This is a genomic window from Nocardiopsis sp. Huas11 (assembly GCF_003634495.1).
In the GTDB taxonomy this organism is placed as follows: Bacteria; Actinomycetota; Actinomycetes; order Streptosporangiales; family Streptosporangiaceae; genus Nocardiopsis.
In genome coordinates, this window is the sequence record NZ_RBKY01000001.1 from 3,951,190 (window position 1) to 3,969,016 (window position 17,827).

Consider the following 17,827-nt stretch of genomic DNA (forward strand, 5'->3'; position numbering starts at 1 on the left):
CACTGACTGGTCTTCGGTCGTTTGCCCGAGTTTGTCGCAAATCCCAAGATCTGGTGCCTTGTGAAGGACACAGCACATCGTATGGTGCGCAGACCCTCCTGCCTAGGGGGTTCCCCTGATGTCCGGGTCACATTGCGGTCTACTCAGAGTTCCGAGATTGGGTGCGACCGTATGTCCTCACCCTGCGCAGCGGCCGCGCTGTGCGCCGGCGGTGCCCCGCGGTGTCCGGAGCGTCCCGATGCGACCCGGAACGTCTCCCACCCCTTCCCGACACGCCGCGCCCGAAACCGTCGTAGCCGTGCTCGCGCGGGTGCCGATCCTCGCGTGGACAGGCACGACACTGCCCCTAGGGGAACGACCAGGGTCGTCGGACGCAACAGGTCGTGGTGCACGGGCGTCACAGACGGTAGAACACGAGTGCGGCCCGTCAACGGCCGTACCCCCGCATCGGAACAAGGAGTCGAATCACCGTGGCCCTCCTGCGGCTCGTCCTCAACATCATCTGGCTGATCGTCGCCGGATTCTGGTTGGCGGTCGGCTATGTCTTCGCCGGAATCATCTGCTGCATCCTCATCGTCACCATTCCTTTCGGTATCGCCTCCTTCCGTATGGCGAGCTACGCGCTCTGGCCCTTCGGCCGGGACATGGCCCGCAAACCGGGCGCCGGCGGCGGCAGCACGGTCCTCAACGTCATCTGGCTGATCGTCGCCGGGTGGTGGCTGACCCTCGGCCACATCGCCACCGCCATCGGCCTGGCGGTCACCATCATCGGCATCCCCATGGCCTGGGCGTCGCTGAAGATGATCCCCGTCGCCCTGGCGCCCTTCGGCAACGAGATCGTGCACACCGGACACCAGCGCGAGCCGTGGCAGTTCTGAGGGACCGAGTCCTCCGCCGCGACGGGAGAACCAGGTGTAACGTTCGGGAATCTCCCTACCCGGTGGTCGCCACACCCGTCGCGACCCGACGGTCCCTCGTGCCACCCCAGAGAATGGAGTCCATGTGCAAGCCCAGCGGCCGGGAGTTTGGGCGCTCCTGAACAAGTGGATCGCCGCCCGCAGAGCCCGAGCCGAGCGCCTCAAGGCACGGGCCGGGGAACTGGCGGAGGACTACGCGAGCCCCGCGGCGCAGCCCGCCGAGGGGCACACCGAGGAGCGCGACGACGTGGGCGCCGGCGACCTGCTGCGCAGCATCAGCGACGTCGCCTGGCGGATGCTGGTCATCGGTGTGGTGGCCGGACTGCTGATCTACGCGCTGACCTACCTCTCGGTGGTCACCCTGCCGGTCATCATCGCGGTGTTCCTCACCGCGCTGCTGATGCCGTTGGCCAACTGGCTGCGCCGGCCCAACACGGTCACCCGGAACGGGCTCGGCCGAGGGCCGTCGACGGCGATCACCGTCCTCTTCGGCCTGCTGGTCTTCAGCGGGGTCATCACGATGATCGTCGGGCCGGCCGTCAGCGGTTTCGGCCCCCTGGTGGACAGCGTCACCGACGCGGTCGTCGAGCTGCAGAACCTGGACGTGCCCTTCGGGCTCGACCCCGCCCTGATCACCGAGGCCATCAACAGCGCCTGGGCCCAGGCCCAGGGCCTGATCACGGAGAACACCGACCAGCTCCTGGGCGGCGCGTGGACCGCGACGACCGCGGTGTTCCGCGTGCTGCTCGGCATCGTCCTCATCATCGTCCTCACCGTGTACTTCGTGCACTCGGGCGACAAGCTGATGGACTGGATCGCGACGCTCCTCCCGCCGCGGTCGCGCCCGGGCCTGCTCCACGCCGGGCAGGTCTCCTACGGCGTGATGGGCCGCTACGTGCGCGGCGTGGCCATGGTGGGCCTCTTCGACGCCGTGGGCATCGGCATCGCCCTGGTGCTCCTCATCGACACCAACCTGGCGATCCCGCTGATCGTGCTCACCTTCGTCGGTGCCTTCCTGCCGATCATCGGCGCGTTCCTCACCGGTCTGCTGGCCGCCCTGGTCGCGTTCGTGACCGAGGGCTGGGGCGTGGCCCTCATCGTCGTGGCCGTCGTCGTGATCGTCCAGCAGTTGGAGAGCAACGTCTTCGCGCCGCGCATCTACGGCCAGGCCCTCGAACTGCCCTCGGCGGTCGTCCTGATCGCCCTGACCGTCGGCGGTATCGTCGGCAGCGTCCCCGGCCTGTTCCTGGCCACCCCCATCGCGGCGGTGCTGGCCGCGCTGCTGCGCAACCGGCCGCCCGCGCACCCCGAGGAGCACGCTCCGGGCGCCAAGGAGCCGCAGGAGAAGGCCGAGGCGCCACCCGGCCCGCGCCGCACCGACGAGGAGAGCCCGACCGACGGCGACTGAGTCCCTCGACACGCTCGGGAATCACCGGCGCCCGCCTTCCGTTGAGCCGGGAGGCGGGCGCCGCGCTCTGCCGGGGCGCTCGACGGCCGTCGCCGCTCGGCCGGATTTCGCTTGGCCCGACCGCGCCCCGTGGCGTTAGGCTGGGTCGGTCGACCGCCCGACACCCCTCCCGCTCCCACCGGACCTTCCGCTCGTCCGCGTCCGGGCGCCGTCGCCGCGACCACACCGCTCACCACCTCTAGGAAGCCCCTGTCATGCTGATCGCCACCGACCTCGAACTGCGCGTGGGACCTCGGCTCCTGCTGGAGCCGACATCCTTCCGGGTCGCCGCCGGTGACCGGATCGGCCTGGTCGGCCGCAACGGAGCGGGTAAGACCACGATGACCAAGGTGCTGGCCGGTGAGGGCGTGCCCACCGACGGCACCGTCACCTCCTCGGGCACCATCGGCTATCTGCCGCAGGACCCGCGCACCGGTGACCTCGACGTCATCGCCAAGGACCGGGTGCTCTCGGCGCGCGGGATCGACGAGGCCCTGAACGGGCTGCGCGAGGCCGAGAAGAAGATGGCCAGCGACCACGAGAAGACCCGCAACAGGGGTGTGCGCGCCTACGCGCGCTGGGAGGAGCGGCTGCACGTGCTGGGCGGCTACGCCGCCGAGTCCGAGGCCGCGGCCATCGCCTCCAGTCTCGGGTTGCCGGACAACGTGCTCTCCCAGCCGCTGAGCACCCTCTCCGGTGGCCAGCGCCGCCGGATCGAGCTGGCGCGCATCCTCTTCAGCGGCGCCGACACGCTGCTGCTGGACGAACCGACCAACCACCTGGACGCCGACTCCATCGTCTGGCTCCGCGACTTCCTCAAGTCGCACCAGGGCGGGCTCATCGTGATCAGCCACGACGTGGAACTGGTCGAGCACGTGGTCAACAAGGTGTTCTACCTCGACGCCAACCGCAGCGCCATCGACATCTACAACATGGGTTGGAAGCAGTACCTGACCCAGCGCGAGGCCGACGAGCGGCGCCGCCGCCGCGAGCTCGCCAACGCGGAGAAGCAGGCCGACACCCTGCGCAAGCAGGCGGACAAGTTCCGCGCCAAGGCCTCCAAGGCGCGGGCCGCGCAGCAGATGCTCAACCGCGCCGACAAGCTGCTGGACGGCGTGCAGGGCGTGCGCAAGTCCGACAAGGTCGCCAAGCTGCGCTTCCCCGACCCGGCGCCGAGCGGGCGCACCCCGCTGATGGCGGAGGGGCTGTCGAAGTCCTACGGCTCCCTGGAGATCTTCGCCGGGGTGGACCTGGCCATCGACCGGGGCAGCCGCGTGGTCATCCTCGGCCTCAACGGCGCGGGCAAGACCACGCTCCTGCGGCTGCTCGGCGACGTGGAGAAGCCCGACACCGGCCGCGTGGTGCCCGGGCACGGGCTCAAGCTCGGCTACTACGCCCAGGAGCACGAGACGCTGGACGTGTCGCGCACGGTCCTGGAGAACATGATGAGCGCCGCGCCGGACCTGCCCGAGGTCGAGGCGCGCCGCACGCTCGGCTCGTTCCTGTTCACCGGCGACGACGTGGAGAAGCCGGCCGGGGTGCTCTCCGGTGGGGAGAAGACCCGGCTGGCCCTGGCCACCCTGGTCGTCTCCAGCGCGAACGTGCTGCTGCTGGACGAGCCCACGAACAACCTGGACCCGGCCAGCCGCGAGGAGATCCTGGCGGCACTGCGCAACTACAAGGGCGCGATCGTGCTGGTGACACACGACGAGGGCGCGGTCAACGCGCTCCAGCCGGAGCGGGTCATCATGTTGCCCGACGGCGTCGAGGACGTGTGGAACGCCGAGTTCGAGGACCTCATCGCGCTGGCCTGACCCGCGGGAACCGCAGGGGGAGTGGACGCCCGGATCGCCGGGAGGTCCACTCCCCTTCTTTTACGGACGAGGTTTGTGCCCTTCCGAAACCGGTTTCGGGGCGGCCGCCGGTGTGCCGTGCCCGTCGGATGTGGCGGACGGCGGGTCCGATGCCGGATCATGTGACTGTTTCGGCGGACCGAAGGCGAGGAGGGCCCAGTGACCAACGGAGCGAAGAAGGGGATCCGGCTGTCGGGGGAGGACCGGGCCGAGCTCGCGGCCCAGCTCAAGCGCCGCTACGACGCGGGCGAGAGCATTCGCGTGCTGGCCCACGCCACCGGCCGCTCCTACGGCTTCGTCCACCGCCTGCTCAGCGAGGCGGGTGCGGAACTGCGCGGACGCGGCGGTGACACGCGCAAGGCCTAGTACTACATAGCTAGATCTTCAGTAACGATCTTCTGGTTTCTCTGCCGGTGCGGGCTGGGGCTGTGTGACGGTATGCGCATGCCCCAGCCTGAGGAGTCCGTGGACGCGGTGACAGCCGCAGATCTGCACGCGTGGAAATCGCAGTTCGAGGAGTTGTGCGCCCGTTTCGAAAGCCGGTGGGTGCGGCCCGAGCCGCGCGAGCACTTCCGGCAGTACCTGCGGGGACTGCTCGCCCCCCTCGAGCGGAAGAACTCCTGGACGATCTCGGAGTTCACCGGAGAGAAGCGCCCCACCGCGATCCAGCGGTTCATCAACCTGACCGCGTGGGATGCCGACGAACTACGCGATGATGTGCGCGATTACGCCATGGAGCACTTCGCCGACGAGCGGGCCGTGCTGATCGCCGACCCGACCGGATTCGCGAAGAAGGGCACCAAGTCAGCGGGCGTGCAACGGCAGTACTCCGGCACGCTGGGCCGGGTCGACAACTGCCAGATCGGCACGTTCCTCGCCTATGCCAACACCACCGGCGACCGGGTCCTGATCGACCGGGAACTCTATATGCCCGCCGCGTCCTGGTGCGATGACCCCCAGCGCCGGGCCCAGGCGCGGGTGCCCGAGGACCTGGTCTTCTCCACCCGCCCGCAGCAGGTCCAGGCCATGATCGCCCGGACCGTGGCAGCCGGTGTGCCCTTCGCCTGGGTGGCCGCGGACGAGGAGTTCGGCCAGAGCCCGGGCCTGCGCGCCTTCCTGGAAGAACAGGGCATCGCCTATTGCATGGCGGTACCGAAGAACACCGACCGCGTCTCGTTCTCCACGAGCAGGTATTCGAAGGACACCGTCGAACTCCTCGCCCACGCGATCGGGCCGGGCGAGTGGCACAGGCGCTCGTGCGGGATCGGCGCGAAGGGCTTCCGGGTCTATGACTGGGCGCTGGCCGAGTCCGGGACTGCGGGGCACCAGTACGTGTTCCGCCGCAGCACCGACAGTGGCGAGTTGGCGTATTTCCACTGTTACAACCCGCGCGGGGAGGATGTGTGCGAGTTGGTCCGGGTGATCGGCTCGCGGTGGCCGATCGAGGAGTGCTTCGAGGCCGCCAAGCAGCAGGCCGGGCTGGACCAGTACCAGTTCCGGATCTATCCGGCCTGGTACCGGCATATCACCCTGGCGATGCTCGCTCTGGCCTTTCTAGCTGTGGTGCGCCACGGGTCTAAAAAGGGGGCCCGGGGTCTGTGGACAACCAGCGGCGACCCCGGGGACACACCGGACACCAGGACAGAAACCGCCCCAGAGGGCCGATAGCAGGCGCCGACGGTCCGGGCGGGGGCTGATCGGCTTGACCATCGGGGAGATCCGCCGGTTGTTCAACCTGATCGGCAAGGATGAGGAGGCCGTTGAGCTGGGGCTCTACTGGTCCGCTCATCGGCGCGGCCACCAGGCCGCAGCGCGCAGGCACCACTTCAAGCGGCGCCTGCGCCTGCAAGTCATCCAGATCTAGCTATGTAGTACTAGGGCGTGTATGGCGGACACTCACCCTGCTGCGCGACGCCCCAGCGGCACCCTCACTGCGTTCTCATCAGTCAACAGCCACACCAGGATGCTTCCTTCTTCGGCCTTGCGAGGCCACCACTGGAACGCCGCTCGCGACGGGCGGCATCCGTCATACACGCCCTGGCGCCCGGCCCTGTCGTGGCCTCGGGTGGGCCACCTGGGTTACCGATGAGTAATCTCAGGGGTGACACCGAACACGACGGAGGATGACATGGCACAGGCGTCGAACGCGTCCGGCACGCCGCCCACCGAGGACGAACTCACCCGCGCCGGGCTCAGGCTCGCGGTCGAGGGGCAGGTCGCCCGGATCACCATCAGCCGCCCCGAGCGCCGCAACGCGATGACCGGGCGGACGTGGACGACGCTGGCCCATATCGGCCAGACCCTGCCCGCCGATGTCCGAATCGTCGTGATCTCCGGTGAGGGTGACATCTTCTCCGCCGGGATCGACCTCAACATGTTCACGCCCGAGGGCGTCGACGGCGAGCGCTCGATCGTCGCCGGCCTCGCCGACGGCTCGGCCGACGCGGCCGACCTGGAGAGCCACATCGCCGAGCTCCAGGAGGGCTTCCTCTGGTTGCGCCGCCCCGACCTGGTGACGATCGCCGCCGTGCGCGGACACGCCATCGGCGCCGGCTTCCAGCTCGCGCTCTCCTGTGACCTGCGGATCCTGGCCGACGACGCCAAGTTCTGCATGAAGGAGCCCGCGCTCGGCCTGGTCCCCGACCTCACCGGGACCAAGCCCCTGGTGGACATCGTCGGCGTCCACCGCGCCGTCGAGATCTGCCTGACCGCCCGCCGGGTGGACGCGCGGGAGGCCCGCGACCTCGGACTGGCCGAGCTCGTGGTCCCCGCCGACGAGCTCCCCGGAGCCGTCGACGACGCGATCGCCGCCGTGCTCGCCACCGACCGCGAGGCCGCCACCGCGACCAAGGCCCTGCTCCGCCAGGCGCCGGACAACACGCTCGAGGAGCAGGCCGCCGCTGAGCGCCGTGCCCAGGTCGGCAGGCTCACCGCGCTGGCCGCCGGTATGGCCTCCGGCCAGGGCTGACCGGCGCCGCGACGCCTGTGGGACGGGGCTGGGGGAGACCCGTATCACCGGGGAAAATCACCCATCCCGTCCCCGATCCGGAGCGATCTCTAGTACGCTTCACCAAGCGGTCGATGAATGCCGCGCGCATCCGAGCGCGCCGGGCCGCACAAGACGCGGAGAACGTGTCGACCCCGTCGACGCCACTTCTGAACCCAAGAAGTGCAGGAGCCCCACTTACGTAGGGGCCGCATCCGCGTGTGATCAGGCGCGTTTGTGTGATTTCTTCGCTGGGTCCTCCGTGACCGTGTGGAGCCTTCCTCGAAACGCCGCCAAACGATGAGGAAGGTACACGTCACTTGACGGACACTGCCGTAATGCCTGCTTTCGACAGCCTCGGGCTTCCCCAGGACATCGTCGAGGAGTTGGCGAAGAACGGTGTGACCACCCCGTTCCCGATCCAGGCAGCCACGATCCCGGACGCCATCGAGGGCCGCGACGTCCTCGGCTGCGGCCGTACCGGATCGGGCAAGACCCTGGCCTTCGGTTTGCCGGTCCTGATGCGTTGCGCTGAGCGCCGCGCCTCGGCGAACCGCCCCCGGGCACTGATCCTGGTTCCCACCCGCGAGCTCGCGCACCAGGTGCGCGACGCCCTGCGACTGTACTCCCGCGTCCTCGGCGTCCGCGTCGGCGACGTCGTCGGAGGAAGCTCCTACACCCGTCAGATCAACGAGCTGCGCCGCGGTGTCGACGTCCTCGTCGCCACCCCGGGCCGTCTCACCGACCTGATCGAGCAGGGCGCCTGCGACCTGGGCGACGTGGAGATCTCGATCCTGGACGAAGCCGACCAGATGTGCGACATGGGCTTCATGCCGCAGGTCAGCGAGCTCCTCGACCAGGTGACGCCCGGCGGTCAGACCCTGCTGTTCTCGGCCACCCTCGACGGCGACGTCGACAAGCTGGTGCGCCGGTACATGAACGACCCGCAGACCCACTCCGTGGACCCGCCGGTCTCGCAGGTCACCGCCATGGAGCACCACCTGCTCAAGGTGCTGCCCCGCGACAAGAACAAGATCGTGACCCTGATCGCCGCGCGCGAGGGCCGCACCATCCTGTTCGTGCGCAGCAAGTACCGCGCCGACACGATCAGCGAGCAGCTGATCCAGGCGGGCGTGCCCTGTGCCTCGCTGCACGGCGGCAAGACGCAGAGCGTGCGTACGCGCACCCTGGCCAAGTTCAAGGAAGGCAAGATCCAGGCCCTGGTCGCCACCGACGTCGCCGCTCGCGGCATCCACGTCGACGGCATCGACCTGGTGGTCAACATCGATCTGCCGACCGGACACAAGGACTACCTGCACCGCGGCGGCCGTACCGCGCGCGCCGGCTCCGCGGGCACGGTCGTGTCCCTGGTGGCGCCCAACCAGCGCCGGATGGCCCGCCGTCTGCTCAGCGACGCCGGTGTCGACGCCAAGCAGCACCTCGTCAACCCCGGTGACGAGCTCCTCTCCGAGGTGACCGGAGCCAAGGAGCCGTCCTGGGAGCCGTGGATCGAGCCGCCGGAGCCGGTGCGCGAGCGCCGCGGCCGCGGCGGCCCCCGCCGAAGCGGCGGTTACCGCGGCGGCAGCGGTGGCGGCGGCTACCGCGGTGGCAGCGGTGGCGGCGGCGGATTCCGCGGTGGCTACCGCGGCGACCGTCCCCGCACCGACCGCGGTGAGGGCGGCGGCTACCGCGGTGAGCGCGGCGAAGGCGGCGGCGAGCGCCGTGAGGGCGGTTTCCGCAGCGAAGGCGGCTACCGCGGCGAGCGTCGCGGCGCCGGTGGTGGCGGCGGCTACCGCGGTGGCGGCGGTGGCGGTGGCTACCGCGGCGGTGACAACCGCGGCGGCGGCAGCGGTTACCGTGGCGGCAGCCGATTCGACTCGGCCCCGCAGCGCTGATCCACCCCGGGCGGCCCAGGCCGCCCACCGCAGCAACACACTCGGGCCCGGCGATTCCTCGCCGGGCCCGAGTGCTTGTTACCGGGGTCGTTGACTACTCTCGGACGGTCCCGTCGGCGACGGCGGAGACCTCGCTCAGATCCCGGCCCCGCGTCTCCCTGGCGAGCGCCACCGCGATCAGGGTCAGCACCGCCATTCCGGCCATGTAGAGCGCGACCGGCGTCGCCGTGCCGAACGAGGCCAGCAGCGCGGTCGCGATCAGGGGCGCCAGTCCGCCCGCCACGATCGACGCCAGCTGGTAGCCCACGGACGCGCCGGAGTAGCGCACCCGCGTGCTGAACAGCTCGGAGAAGAAGGCCGCCTGCGGGCCGTACATGGCGCCGTGCAGGATCAGGCCCACGGTGGCCGCGAGCGTCACCGACCAGAAGGCGCCGATGTCGATGAGCGGGAAGAAGGCGAAGCCCCACACGGCCACGCCCACCGCGCCGATCGCGGTCACCGGGCGCCGGCCGAGCCGGTCCGAGAGCGCGCCCCAGGCGGGGATGGTCACCAGGTGCACCGCCGAGGCGACCAGGACCGCGTTGAGGACCTGGCCGTTGGGCAGGCCCGCCTGCTGGGTGGCGTAGACCAAGATGAACGCGGTGACGATGTAGTAGGAGACGTTCTCCGCCATGCGCACTCCCATGGCGATCAGCGCCTCGCGCCAGTGGTCCCTCAGCACGCCGATGATGGGCGCGCGCTCGGGCCGCGCGGACTGCTCCGCCCGCTCCCGCGCCTGGCGGAACACCGGGGACTCGGTCACGGCGAGGCGGATCCACAGCCCCACCAGCACCAGGACGCCCGAGAGCAGGAACGGGATCCGCCAGCCCCAGTCGAGGAAGGCCGCGTCGGTCATCACAACGGCGAGCACCGCCAGGACGGCGGTGGCCAGCAGGTTGCCGCCGGGTGCCCCGGCCTGCGGCCAGGAGGCCCAGAACCCGCGGTGGCGCGCCTGGCCGTGCTCCGAGACCAGAAGGACGGCGCCGCCCCACTCGCCGCCCAGCGCGAAGCCCTGGACCACGCGCAGGAGCGTCAGCAGCAGCGGCGCGGCCACGCCCACCGCCGCGTAGGTGGGCAGCAGACCGATCGCGAACGTCGCACCGCCCATCAGCAGCAGGCTGATGACGAGCAGCCGTTTGCGCCCGATGCGGTCGCCGTAGTGGCCGAAGACCAGGCCGCCCAGGGGCCTGGCCACGAACCCGACGGAGTAGGTCGTGAACGCCAGCATCGTGCCGACCAGGGGGTCGGACTCCGGGAAGAAGACGTGGTTGAACACGAGCGCCGCGGCGGCGCCGTAGAGGAAGAAGTCGTACCACTCGATCGTCGTGCCGATCAGACTGGCGGTCACCACGCGCAAGAACGGTGTCCGCGGCTGTTCGGGGACGGGGGCGGGGGAGGTGTTCGGTTCCATGAGCCGAACGTTAGGCAGATCACACCCGGTCGGCCATGGTGGAGGTTCCCACACGGCGCCCCGCCGACATGTGTGCCGCTCGCATGACCGGCGGCGCGCCCCCCGCACACCATCCGCGCGAAACGTCCTTTACCGCCCTTTACCGCGTTTTCGCGTGTCCGGGCCGCGCGCCTGCCGAGGCGGCGTGGACAGTGACGAGACGGCCCCTCACCAGCGCAGGGGTGACCTCGTCGCCTTGAAGGGGAACGCGTGAACGTCCTCAACGACGCCATCGTCGCCGTGAACGACTTCTTCTGGAGCTATTTCCTCATCCCGCTCCTGATCATCCTGGCCGTGTACTTCACGGTCAGGTCGGGCGTGGTGCAGCTCCGGCTGCTGCCGGAGATGTTCCGCGTCATCCGCGGAGCGCCGGGTGTGGCGCCCGACGGCAAGCGGGAGATCTCCTCGTTCCAGGCCTTCGCGATCTCGGCCGCCTCCCGGGTGGGCACCGGGAACATCGTGGGCGTGGCCACCGCGATCGTCCTCGGCGGCCCGGGGGCGATCTTCTGGATGTGGCTGATGGCGACGGTGCTGGGGTCGGCGGCCTTCGTCGAGTCCACCCTGGCGCAGCTGTACAAGGTGCGGACCGCGACGGGCTTTCGCGGCGGCCCCGCCTACTACATGCTCCACGGGCTGGGCCAGCGGTGGATGGGCGTCCTGTTCGCCGTCGTCATCACCGTGACGTTCTCCCTGGTGTTCAACTCCGTCCAGGCCAACAGCATCTCCGGGGCGGTGGGCACGTCCGCCGGCGCGCTCGGCCTCGGCGGCGGGCTCCTCCTGGCGACGGCGGTCGGGGTCGTGCTGACCGCGCTGGTGGCGCTGGTGATCTTCGGCGGTGTCCGGCGCATCGCCCACGTGGCCCAGACGCTCGTGCCGCTGATGGCCGTGGCCTACATCCTGCTCGGCCTGGCGGTGGTGGTCCTCAACATCACCGAGGTGCCCCGTGTCATCGGCGACATCTTCGCCTCGGCCTTCGGAGTCCGGGAGTTCGTCTCCGGCGGTGTGGGCGTGGCCATCGTGCAGGGCATGCGCCGCGGGATGTTCTCCAACGAGGCCGGGCTGGGGTCGGCGCCCAACGCCGGCGCCACCGCCTCGGTCTCGCACCCGGCCAAACAGGGGCTGGTCCAGTGCCTGGGCGTGTACTTCGACACCCTCCTGGTGTGCTCGGTGACGGCGTTCATCGTCCTGGTCGGCGAGCCCGAGTACGAGACCGGCGGCGGCGTGGAGGTCACGCAGAACGCGCTGCAGACGAGCCTGGGCGACTGGTCGATCCACGCGCTGACCGTGATCCTGTTCCTGCTCGCCTTCACGTCGGTCCTGGGCAACTACTACTACGGCGAGTCCAACCTGATGTTCCTCGCCGCAGACGCCCGCTTCATGACCTACTTCCGCTGGGCCGTCCTGCTGTCGGTGTTCATCGGCAGCATCGCGCCGCTGACGGTGGTCTGGAACCTGGCGGACGTGGCGATGGGCGTGATGGCCACGATCAACCTGCTGGCGATCGCCCCGCTGTCGGCAGTGGCCTTCCGCCTGCTGGCCGACTACAGCCGCCAGTACCGCAACGGGCTCGACCCCCAGTTCACCCTGTCCAAGATGCCCGACCTGCGCAACGTCGAGTGCTGGGGCGAGGCCACCGGGGCCCTGCCCGAGGACGTGGACCGCAGCCAGGGCAGTGCCCCGGCCGACCCGGCGGACGCCGCCCCGCGCTCCCGAGGGGGCGAGGACGGCTCCGAGGACGACGGCTTCGGCGACGGCGGCGCCGGGCAGCGCTGAGCACCGGGCTGAGCACCGCACGAGCACCGCACGACCGTCCACCGGATCCGGTGGACGGCCGTGCTGCCACGCGCCGGCCCGGTCCCCGTGGGAACCGCCGCCGCGGCCGGGCACGATATCCCCTGTATGCCGAAGGCCCGACCCTCCCGGGACCGCCCCTCGCCCGTCGTCTTCCTCCTCGCGTCCCTGGCCGGGCCCGTCCTGGGCGCCCTGACCCTCCTCGGGGCGGGACTGCTGCCCTGGTGGATCGGTTCGCTGTTCACCGACGCGTCCGCCGGCTGGTGCGCCGTCGTGATCCTGGTCGGCCTGTGGGCGGGTACGCGACTGCCCCCCTGGCAGGTGCTCGTCGCGGGCGCCCTGGCGCTGCTCAGCGCCGTGGTGTGCTACTACGCCGTGGCGGCGGCCCTCACCGGCGGGCCCGCCGCCCTGCTCGACCCCGTCGGCCGGCTGGTCCCGGCCTGGCTGTGGCTGCTGGCCGCGTGCGTGGCCGGCCCGCTGCTGACCGGCGCGGGGACGTGGATCCGCCACGCGCTGCGCTCGCGCCGCCTCGTGGGCCTCGGCCTCCTGGGCGGCGTCTTCCTCGCCGACGCCCTGCTCCCGGTCCTGGACCGGGCGCACTTCCGGATCACGTCGCCGGAGGCGCCCCCGCCCATGTCCCCGGTCCCGATGTACGCCGGCGCCGCCTTCGCGGTGCTGGTGGGCGTGGTGCTCGTCCTGGTGGTGGCCCGCGAGCCGGGGGACCGGCCGCGCGCACTCGCCGCCATGGTGCCGGTGGGTCTGGTCTGGTACGCGGGTGTGTGGACGGTGGACACGACGATGTTCATGGCCGGTATGGGCTACCTCGGCTGAGTCGGACCGTGTTCGTCCACAGGAGTCGGTCGTCGGGCTCCGGACGAAAACGGTTTCGGCTACCATGCGTGGAGATCCCACCCCACATCTCGGAGTACCCACGTGCCTGACCGGACTACGCCAGGTGCCGACCCGACGACACAGGCGTCACTCGGCGACTCCCTCGCCGAGGGCTGGAACCGCGACGACGACCTGCCGCCCTCCGACTGGGGGCGCCGGCGCAGTTCGCGCAGGACCGGCACGGTCTGGCTCTTCGCCCTGTTCATCACGGCGATGGCCCTGGCCCACGCCTGGTGGTCCGATTCCCTCACCAGCGACGCCTTCCTGGCCTGGGCGACGATCTTCACCGCGATCAGCTTCCAGGCCCTGCCGTTCCTGGTGTTCGGCGTCGCGCTCTCGGCCGCGTTGACCGCGTTCGTCCCCACATCGGTCTACCAGCGCTTCTTCCCCGACAAGGCGAACCGGGCCGTGCCCGTGGCCGGGCTCTCCGGAGCGGTGCTGCCCGGCTGCGAGTGCGCCTCGGTGCCCATCGCGGGCAGCCTGATGAGACGGGGGGTCGCGCCCGGGGCGGCGCTCACCTTCCTGCTGGCGGCGCCCGCCATCAACCCGGTCGTCATGATCGCCACCGCCGTGGCCTTCGCCGGCCAGCCCGAGATGGTCTTCGGCCGCTTCGGCGCCTCGCTGCTGGCCTCGGTGGTCGTCGGCTGGATCTGGGTCCGCTTCGGCCGCGCCGACTGGCTGCGCCTGCCCGCGAGCGAACACGCGCCCGGAACGTCCAAGTGGGTGGTCTTCCGCGACTCGATGGTGCACGACATGATGCACGCGGGCGGCTACCTGGTGGTCGGCGGACTCGCCGCCGCCAGCCTCAACGTCATGGTGCCGCGGGAGTGGCTGGTGACGGTGGCCGGGATGCCGATCGTCTCCGTCCTCGTCCTGGCCCTGCTCGCCATCCTGTTGTCCATCTGCTCCGAGGCCGACGCCTTCGTCGCGGTCAGCCTCACCGACTTCTCGCCCACGGCCAAGCTCGCGTTCATGGTCATCGGCCCCATGGTGGACCTCAAGCTCATCGCGATGCAGGCGGGCATGTTCGGCTGGCGCTTCGCGGTCCGCTTCGCCCCGCTGTGCGTGGTGGTCGGGCTGCTCAGCACGTTCCTGTTCGGAGGGATTCTGTTTTGAACCGCATCGGCCAGGGTCTGACCCTCGTTCTGCTCGGTGCCGCGGCGCTGACCAGCACGATCCCCACGGACCTGTACCTGAACTGGGTCAAGCCGGCCTTCGGGCCGTTCCTCATCGGCGCGGGCGTGGTCATGGTCGTGCTCGGAGTGCTCGTCGTGGCCGCCGAACTGCGGGGCGAGGGCGAGGAGGTCGACCAGGCCGAGGCGGAGCCCCGGGGCGCGCGCACGGCCGCGGCGGCCGAGCCGCGAGCGGACGACGCCGCGGCGGTGGCCGAACAGTACGGCCACGGCGGCGGCCACGGGCACGACCACTCGCGCGCCCCGGGCATCGCGTGGATGCTGCTGCTCCCGGTCCTGGCGGTCTTCGTCGTCGCGCCGCCCGCGCTGGGCGCCTACACGGTGGAGACCAGCGCGGAGTCGGCCGCACCGCCCCGTGACAGCGCCCGGGCCGGACGCTTCGACGACGGCCTGGAGGAGGCGGGGCCGGGCGAGGTCGTGGCGATGGACATCCAGGCGTTCATCATGCGCGCCTGGATCGACGAGGACCGTGCCCTGGCCGGCCGCGAGGTCGAGTTGACCGGTTTCGCGGTGCCCGACCCCGAGGGCGAGGGCTGGTACCTGGCCCGCCTGCAGATGGCGTGCTGCGCCGCGGACGCCGTGGTGAACAAGGTGTTCATCGACGACGGGGACATCCCGGAGGCGGACAGCTGGTGGACGGTCCGGGGCACCTGGGTCGAGCCCCAGGGCCCGTTGGACGAGGTGACCCAGCACGAGGTGGACGTCATCGAGCGCGCGGCCGTCGAGAACCCGCCGGACCCCTACGAGTAGGCACCGGCCCGGCGCCCGCCACCGCCCTGCGGGGAGACCGTGCCCCGACCCGGTGCGCACGGGCTCCTGACCGCCACACCGTGCGCCGTTCGTCGTTTCCTGTGCGCTCTGGGTGACAATGGGCGGGTGTCGGAGCGGATCGGTGCACTCAGGAGGTCTGGGAGGGGGCTGCGCCCCCGGTCGATCCGCGCCCGGGTGACCTTCGGCGCGGTCACCGCCATGGCGGTCGCGCTCGCCTTCGGGGTCGTGCTGACCATCATCCTCGTCCACCGAACCCTGGTCATGGAGCTGCGCGACGACGCCGCCGAGGCGGCCCGGCTGGTCGCCGACGAGGTCCTGCACGAGCGCTACCCGGGCGCCATCCCCACCGACGGCCTGGTCCTGCGCCTCCAGATCGTCGAGCGCGGGACCGGGGAGGTCCTGGCCGCCAGCGACGCCCTGCGCGGGATGCCCGCGATGGCCGAGGACGACGAGGCCGATCCCGACTTCCGGTTGGACACGATGGCCTGCGGGGCCGCGATCGGTGCCGGGCAGGGCGAGTGCGTCATGGTCGTCGGCTACGAGATCGACGACACCGCCTACGGCGACGTGCTGGTCCTGGCGGGCGTGCGTCCCCCGGCCGTCTTCGACACCCTGCTCCCGGAGGTGGCGTTCGTGGGTCTGGGCCTGGCCCTGCTCGGGTGCACCGGGGCCATCATCTGGTTCGGTGTCGGCCGCGCTCTGCGGCCGGTGGCGGAGATCACCGAGGAGATCCACCGGATCAGCAGGTCCGGGCTGCACGGCCGGATCTCCGTCCCCTGCACCCAGGACGAGATCTCCGAACTCGCCCGGACGGCCAACGCGGGCCTGGACCGCCTGGAGGAGGCCGTCATCCGCCAGCGCCGGTTCGTCTCCGACGCCTCCCACGAACTGCGCAGCCCCATCACCGGGATGCACACCAAACTGGAGGTCGAGCTCTCCGAGCCGGAGCCCGACCCCCATGCGCGCGAACTCCTGCTGGCGAGCCTGCTCGCCGACACCGAACGCCTGGAGCACATCGTCGCCGACCTGCTCGAACTCGCCCGTCTGGACACCTCGGCGAGCCGGGAGCGCGCACGCGTGGACCTGGCGGCCCTGGTGTCGGCCGAGTGCGCGGGCATGCGCGTGCGCGTGGCGCCGCGGGTGCACGCCCCGGACCCGGTGTGGGTGCGCGGCAACCGGCTCCAGCTGGTCCGGGTCCTGACCAACCTGGTCGCCAACGCCGAACGGCACGCGTGCTCGCGCGTGGACGTGTTCGTCCACCGTGAGGGCTCCGAGGCGGTGCTGGAGGTGCACGACGACGGGTCCGGCATCCCCGAGAAGGACCGCGAACGGGTCTTCGAGCGCTTCGCGCGCCTGAGCGAGTCGCGTGAGCGGGACCCGGGCGGCAGCGGTCTGGGACTGGCCATCTCCCGCGAGATCGCGACGACCCATGGCGGTACGCTCGTGGCCGGACACAGTGACCTGCTCGGAGGTGCGATGTTCACCCTGAGGATCCCCGACGCCGCCCGGACGGCGACGTGAAACGGGGCACGGGTCCGCTGGCACTGTCCACGGGGGAGAGCCCGCCCCGCCGGCCCAACTACTTCCTCTTCGGTTTCGTGGGCGCCCTGGGCGTGCTCAGCGCCTGGATCCTGGTCGAGGCGCTGATCGAGGTACGGGCGGTCCTGGTGTACATCCTGGTCGCCCTGTTCCTCGCGGTCGGGTTGAACCCGGCCGTGGAGGGGCTGCGCCGCCGGCTGCGCATGCCGAGGTGGGCGGCGATCCTCGCCATGTGCCTGGCCCTGGTCCTCTTCGCCGTGGTGTTCGTGTGGGCGATCGTCCCGCCGCTGACCGCACAGGTGACGACCTTCGTCACCCACCTGCCGCAGACCCTCGGGCAGCTCCAGAACACCCCGTTCTTCGCCGACCTGGAGCAGCGCTACGACATCCTGGACCGGATCCAGGCGGCCCTCACCGACGCCGACTTCGGTTCGCAGCTCTTCGGCGGGCTGGTGGGCGTGGGCCAGGTGGTGTTCAACTCGCTGTTCGCCACCTTCACCGTCCTGATCCTGACCCTGTTCTTCATGGCGTCCCTGCACGGCATCCTCGACCTCATCTACCGGCTCGTGCCGCGCTCCAACCGCGACGGGGTCCGCGAGATCGGCGACGAGATCGTCCAGCGCATCGGGGCCTTCATCGCGGGCCAGCTCATCGTGGCCGCGATCAGCGGGACGGTCGCCTTCCTGTTCATCTGGGCGATCGGCTCCGCCTACGCCCTCACGCTGGCCCTGGTCGTGGGCGTGACCGCGCTCATTCCGCTGGTGGGGACCACGATCGGGGCGCTGGCCGCGTCGCTGGTGGTGGCCGTCAACGATCCGTGGCTCGGACTGGCGAGCCTGGTGTTCTTCCTCGTGTGGCAGCAGATCGAGAGCTACGTCGTCTCGCCGCGCGTGATGCGCCAGGCGGTGGACGTCAGCCCGACCGCCAACATCACCGCCGCCCTGGTCGGCGGCACGCTGATGGGCCTGGTCGGCGCACTGCTGGCCATCCCCACCGCGGCCGCCCTGACGATCGTGCTCACCAAGGTCGTCTTCCCGCGCCTGGATCGTCGCTGA

The 17,827-nt window shown here is 70.7% G+C and carries 15 protein-coding genes; 14 read left to right on the forward strand and 1 reads right to left on the reverse strand.

What is annotated here, in order from left to right; all coding sequences use genetic code 11:
• Window positions 1–470: 470 nt before the first annotated feature.
• From DFP74_RS18030 to DFP74_RS18060, 8 genes are all read left to right on the forward strand, one after another.
• Window positions 471–878 carry a YccF domain-containing protein gene (locus DFP74_RS18030; RefSeq protein ID WP_121183019.1) on the forward strand — a complete coding sequence of 136 codons (408 nt, stop codon included), beginning with the start codon at window positions 471–473 and terminating at the stop codon, window positions 876–878.
• 124 nt (window positions 879–1,002) lie between these two features.
• Window positions 1,003–2,325 (forward strand): AI-2E family transporter, encoded by a 1,323-nt coding sequence (locus tag DFP74_RS18035; RefSeq protein WP_121183021.1) that lies wholly within the window; start codon window positions 1,003–1,005, stop codon window positions 2,323–2,325.
• 254 nt (window positions 2,326–2,579) lie between these two features.
• Window positions 2,580–4,178, forward strand: a complete 1,599-nt coding sequence (locus tag DFP74_RS18040) for an ABC-F family ATP-binding cassette domain-containing protein (RefSeq protein WP_121183023.1) — start codon at window positions 2,580–2,582, stop codon at window positions 4,176–4,178.
• Window positions 4,179–4,376: 198 nt separating this feature from the next.
• Window positions 4,377–4,583 (forward strand): helix-turn-helix domain-containing protein, encoded by a 207-nt coding sequence (locus DFP74_RS18045; RefSeq protein ID WP_121183025.1) that lies wholly within the window; start codon window positions 4,377–4,379, stop codon window positions 4,581–4,583.
• Between the two features lie 78 nt (window positions 4,584–4,661).
• Entirely contained in the window at window positions 4,662–5,885 is a 1,224-nt protein-coding gene (locus DFP74_RS18050; RefSeq protein ID WP_233570757.1) for an IS701 family transposase, read from the forward strand.
• Window positions 5,886–5,943: 58 nt separating this feature from the next.
• A complete protein-coding gene (locus DFP74_RS33555; RefSeq protein ID WP_158612951.1) occupies window positions 5,944–6,081 on the forward strand; it encodes a hypothetical protein in 138 nt (45 codons plus the stop codon).
• A 264-nt stretch (window positions 6,082–6,345) separates the two neighbouring features.
• Window positions 6,346–7,185, forward strand: coding sequence for an enoyl-CoA hydratase/isomerase family protein (locus DFP74_RS18055; RefSeq protein ID WP_121183027.1), 840 nt, complete (start codon window positions 6,346–6,348; stop codon window positions 7,183–7,185).
• Window positions 7,186–7,541: 356 nt separating this feature from the next.
• Window positions 7,542–9,098: a DEAD/DEAH box helicase gene (locus tag DFP74_RS18060; RefSeq protein WP_121183029.1), complete on the forward strand. Its 1,557-nt coding sequence runs from the start codon at window positions 7,542–7,544 to the stop codon at window positions 9,096–9,098.
• 94 nt (window positions 9,099–9,192) lie between these two features.
• Here the strand turns inward: DFP74_RS18060 and DFP74_RS18065 are convergent, their stop codons facing one another.
• The gene (locus tag DFP74_RS18065; RefSeq protein WP_158613014.1) at window positions 9,193–10,548 is read right to left on the reverse strand and encodes an MFS transporter; all 1,356 of its coding nucleotides are present in this window, start codon (window positions 10,546–10,548) and stop codon (window positions 9,193–9,195) included.
• 249 nt (window positions 10,549–10,797) lie between these two features.
• Here DFP74_RS18065 and DFP74_RS18070 point away from each other — a divergent pair, with 249 nt between their 5' ends.
• The 6 genes from DFP74_RS18070 to DFP74_RS18095 all read left to right on the forward strand — a co-directional run bounded on the left by DFP74_RS18070 (window position 10,798) and on the right by DFP74_RS18095 (window position 17,827).
• Window positions 10,798–12,360, forward strand: coding sequence for a sodium:alanine symporter family protein (locus DFP74_RS18070; RefSeq protein WP_121183031.1), 1,563 nt, complete (start codon window positions 10,798–10,800; stop codon window positions 12,358–12,360).
• A 126-nt stretch (window positions 12,361–12,486) separates the two neighbouring features.
• Window positions 12,487–13,209 carry a DUF6518 family protein gene (locus DFP74_RS18075; protein WP_121183033.1) on the forward strand — a complete coding sequence of 241 codons (723 nt, stop codon included), beginning with the start codon at window positions 12,487–12,489 and terminating at the stop codon, window positions 13,207–13,209.
• A 102-nt stretch (window positions 13,210–13,311) separates the two neighbouring features.
• Window positions 13,312–14,385: a permease gene (locus DFP74_RS18080; RefSeq protein ID WP_121183035.1), complete on the forward strand. Its 1,074-nt coding sequence runs from the start codon at window positions 13,312–13,314 to the stop codon at window positions 14,383–14,385.
• A complete protein-coding gene (locus DFP74_RS18085) occupies window positions 14,382–15,212 on the forward strand; it encodes a TIGR03943 family putative permease subunit (protein ID WP_121183037.1) in 831 nt (276 codons plus the stop codon). Before DFP74_RS18080 ends, DFP74_RS18085 begins: the two co-directional genes overlap by 4 nt.
• A gap of 126 nt (window positions 15,213–15,338) precedes the next feature.
• Window positions 15,339–16,754, forward strand: a complete 1,416-nt coding sequence (locus DFP74_RS18090; protein ID WP_370013399.1) for an ATP-binding protein — start codon at window positions 15,339–15,341, stop codon at window positions 16,752–16,754.
• Window positions 16,751–17,827 carry an AI-2E family transporter gene (locus DFP74_RS18095; RefSeq protein WP_121183039.1) on the forward strand — a complete coding sequence of 359 codons (1,077 nt, stop codon included), beginning with the start codon at window positions 16,751–16,753 and terminating at the stop codon, window positions 17,825–17,827. Before DFP74_RS18090 ends, DFP74_RS18095 begins: the two co-directional genes overlap by 4 nt.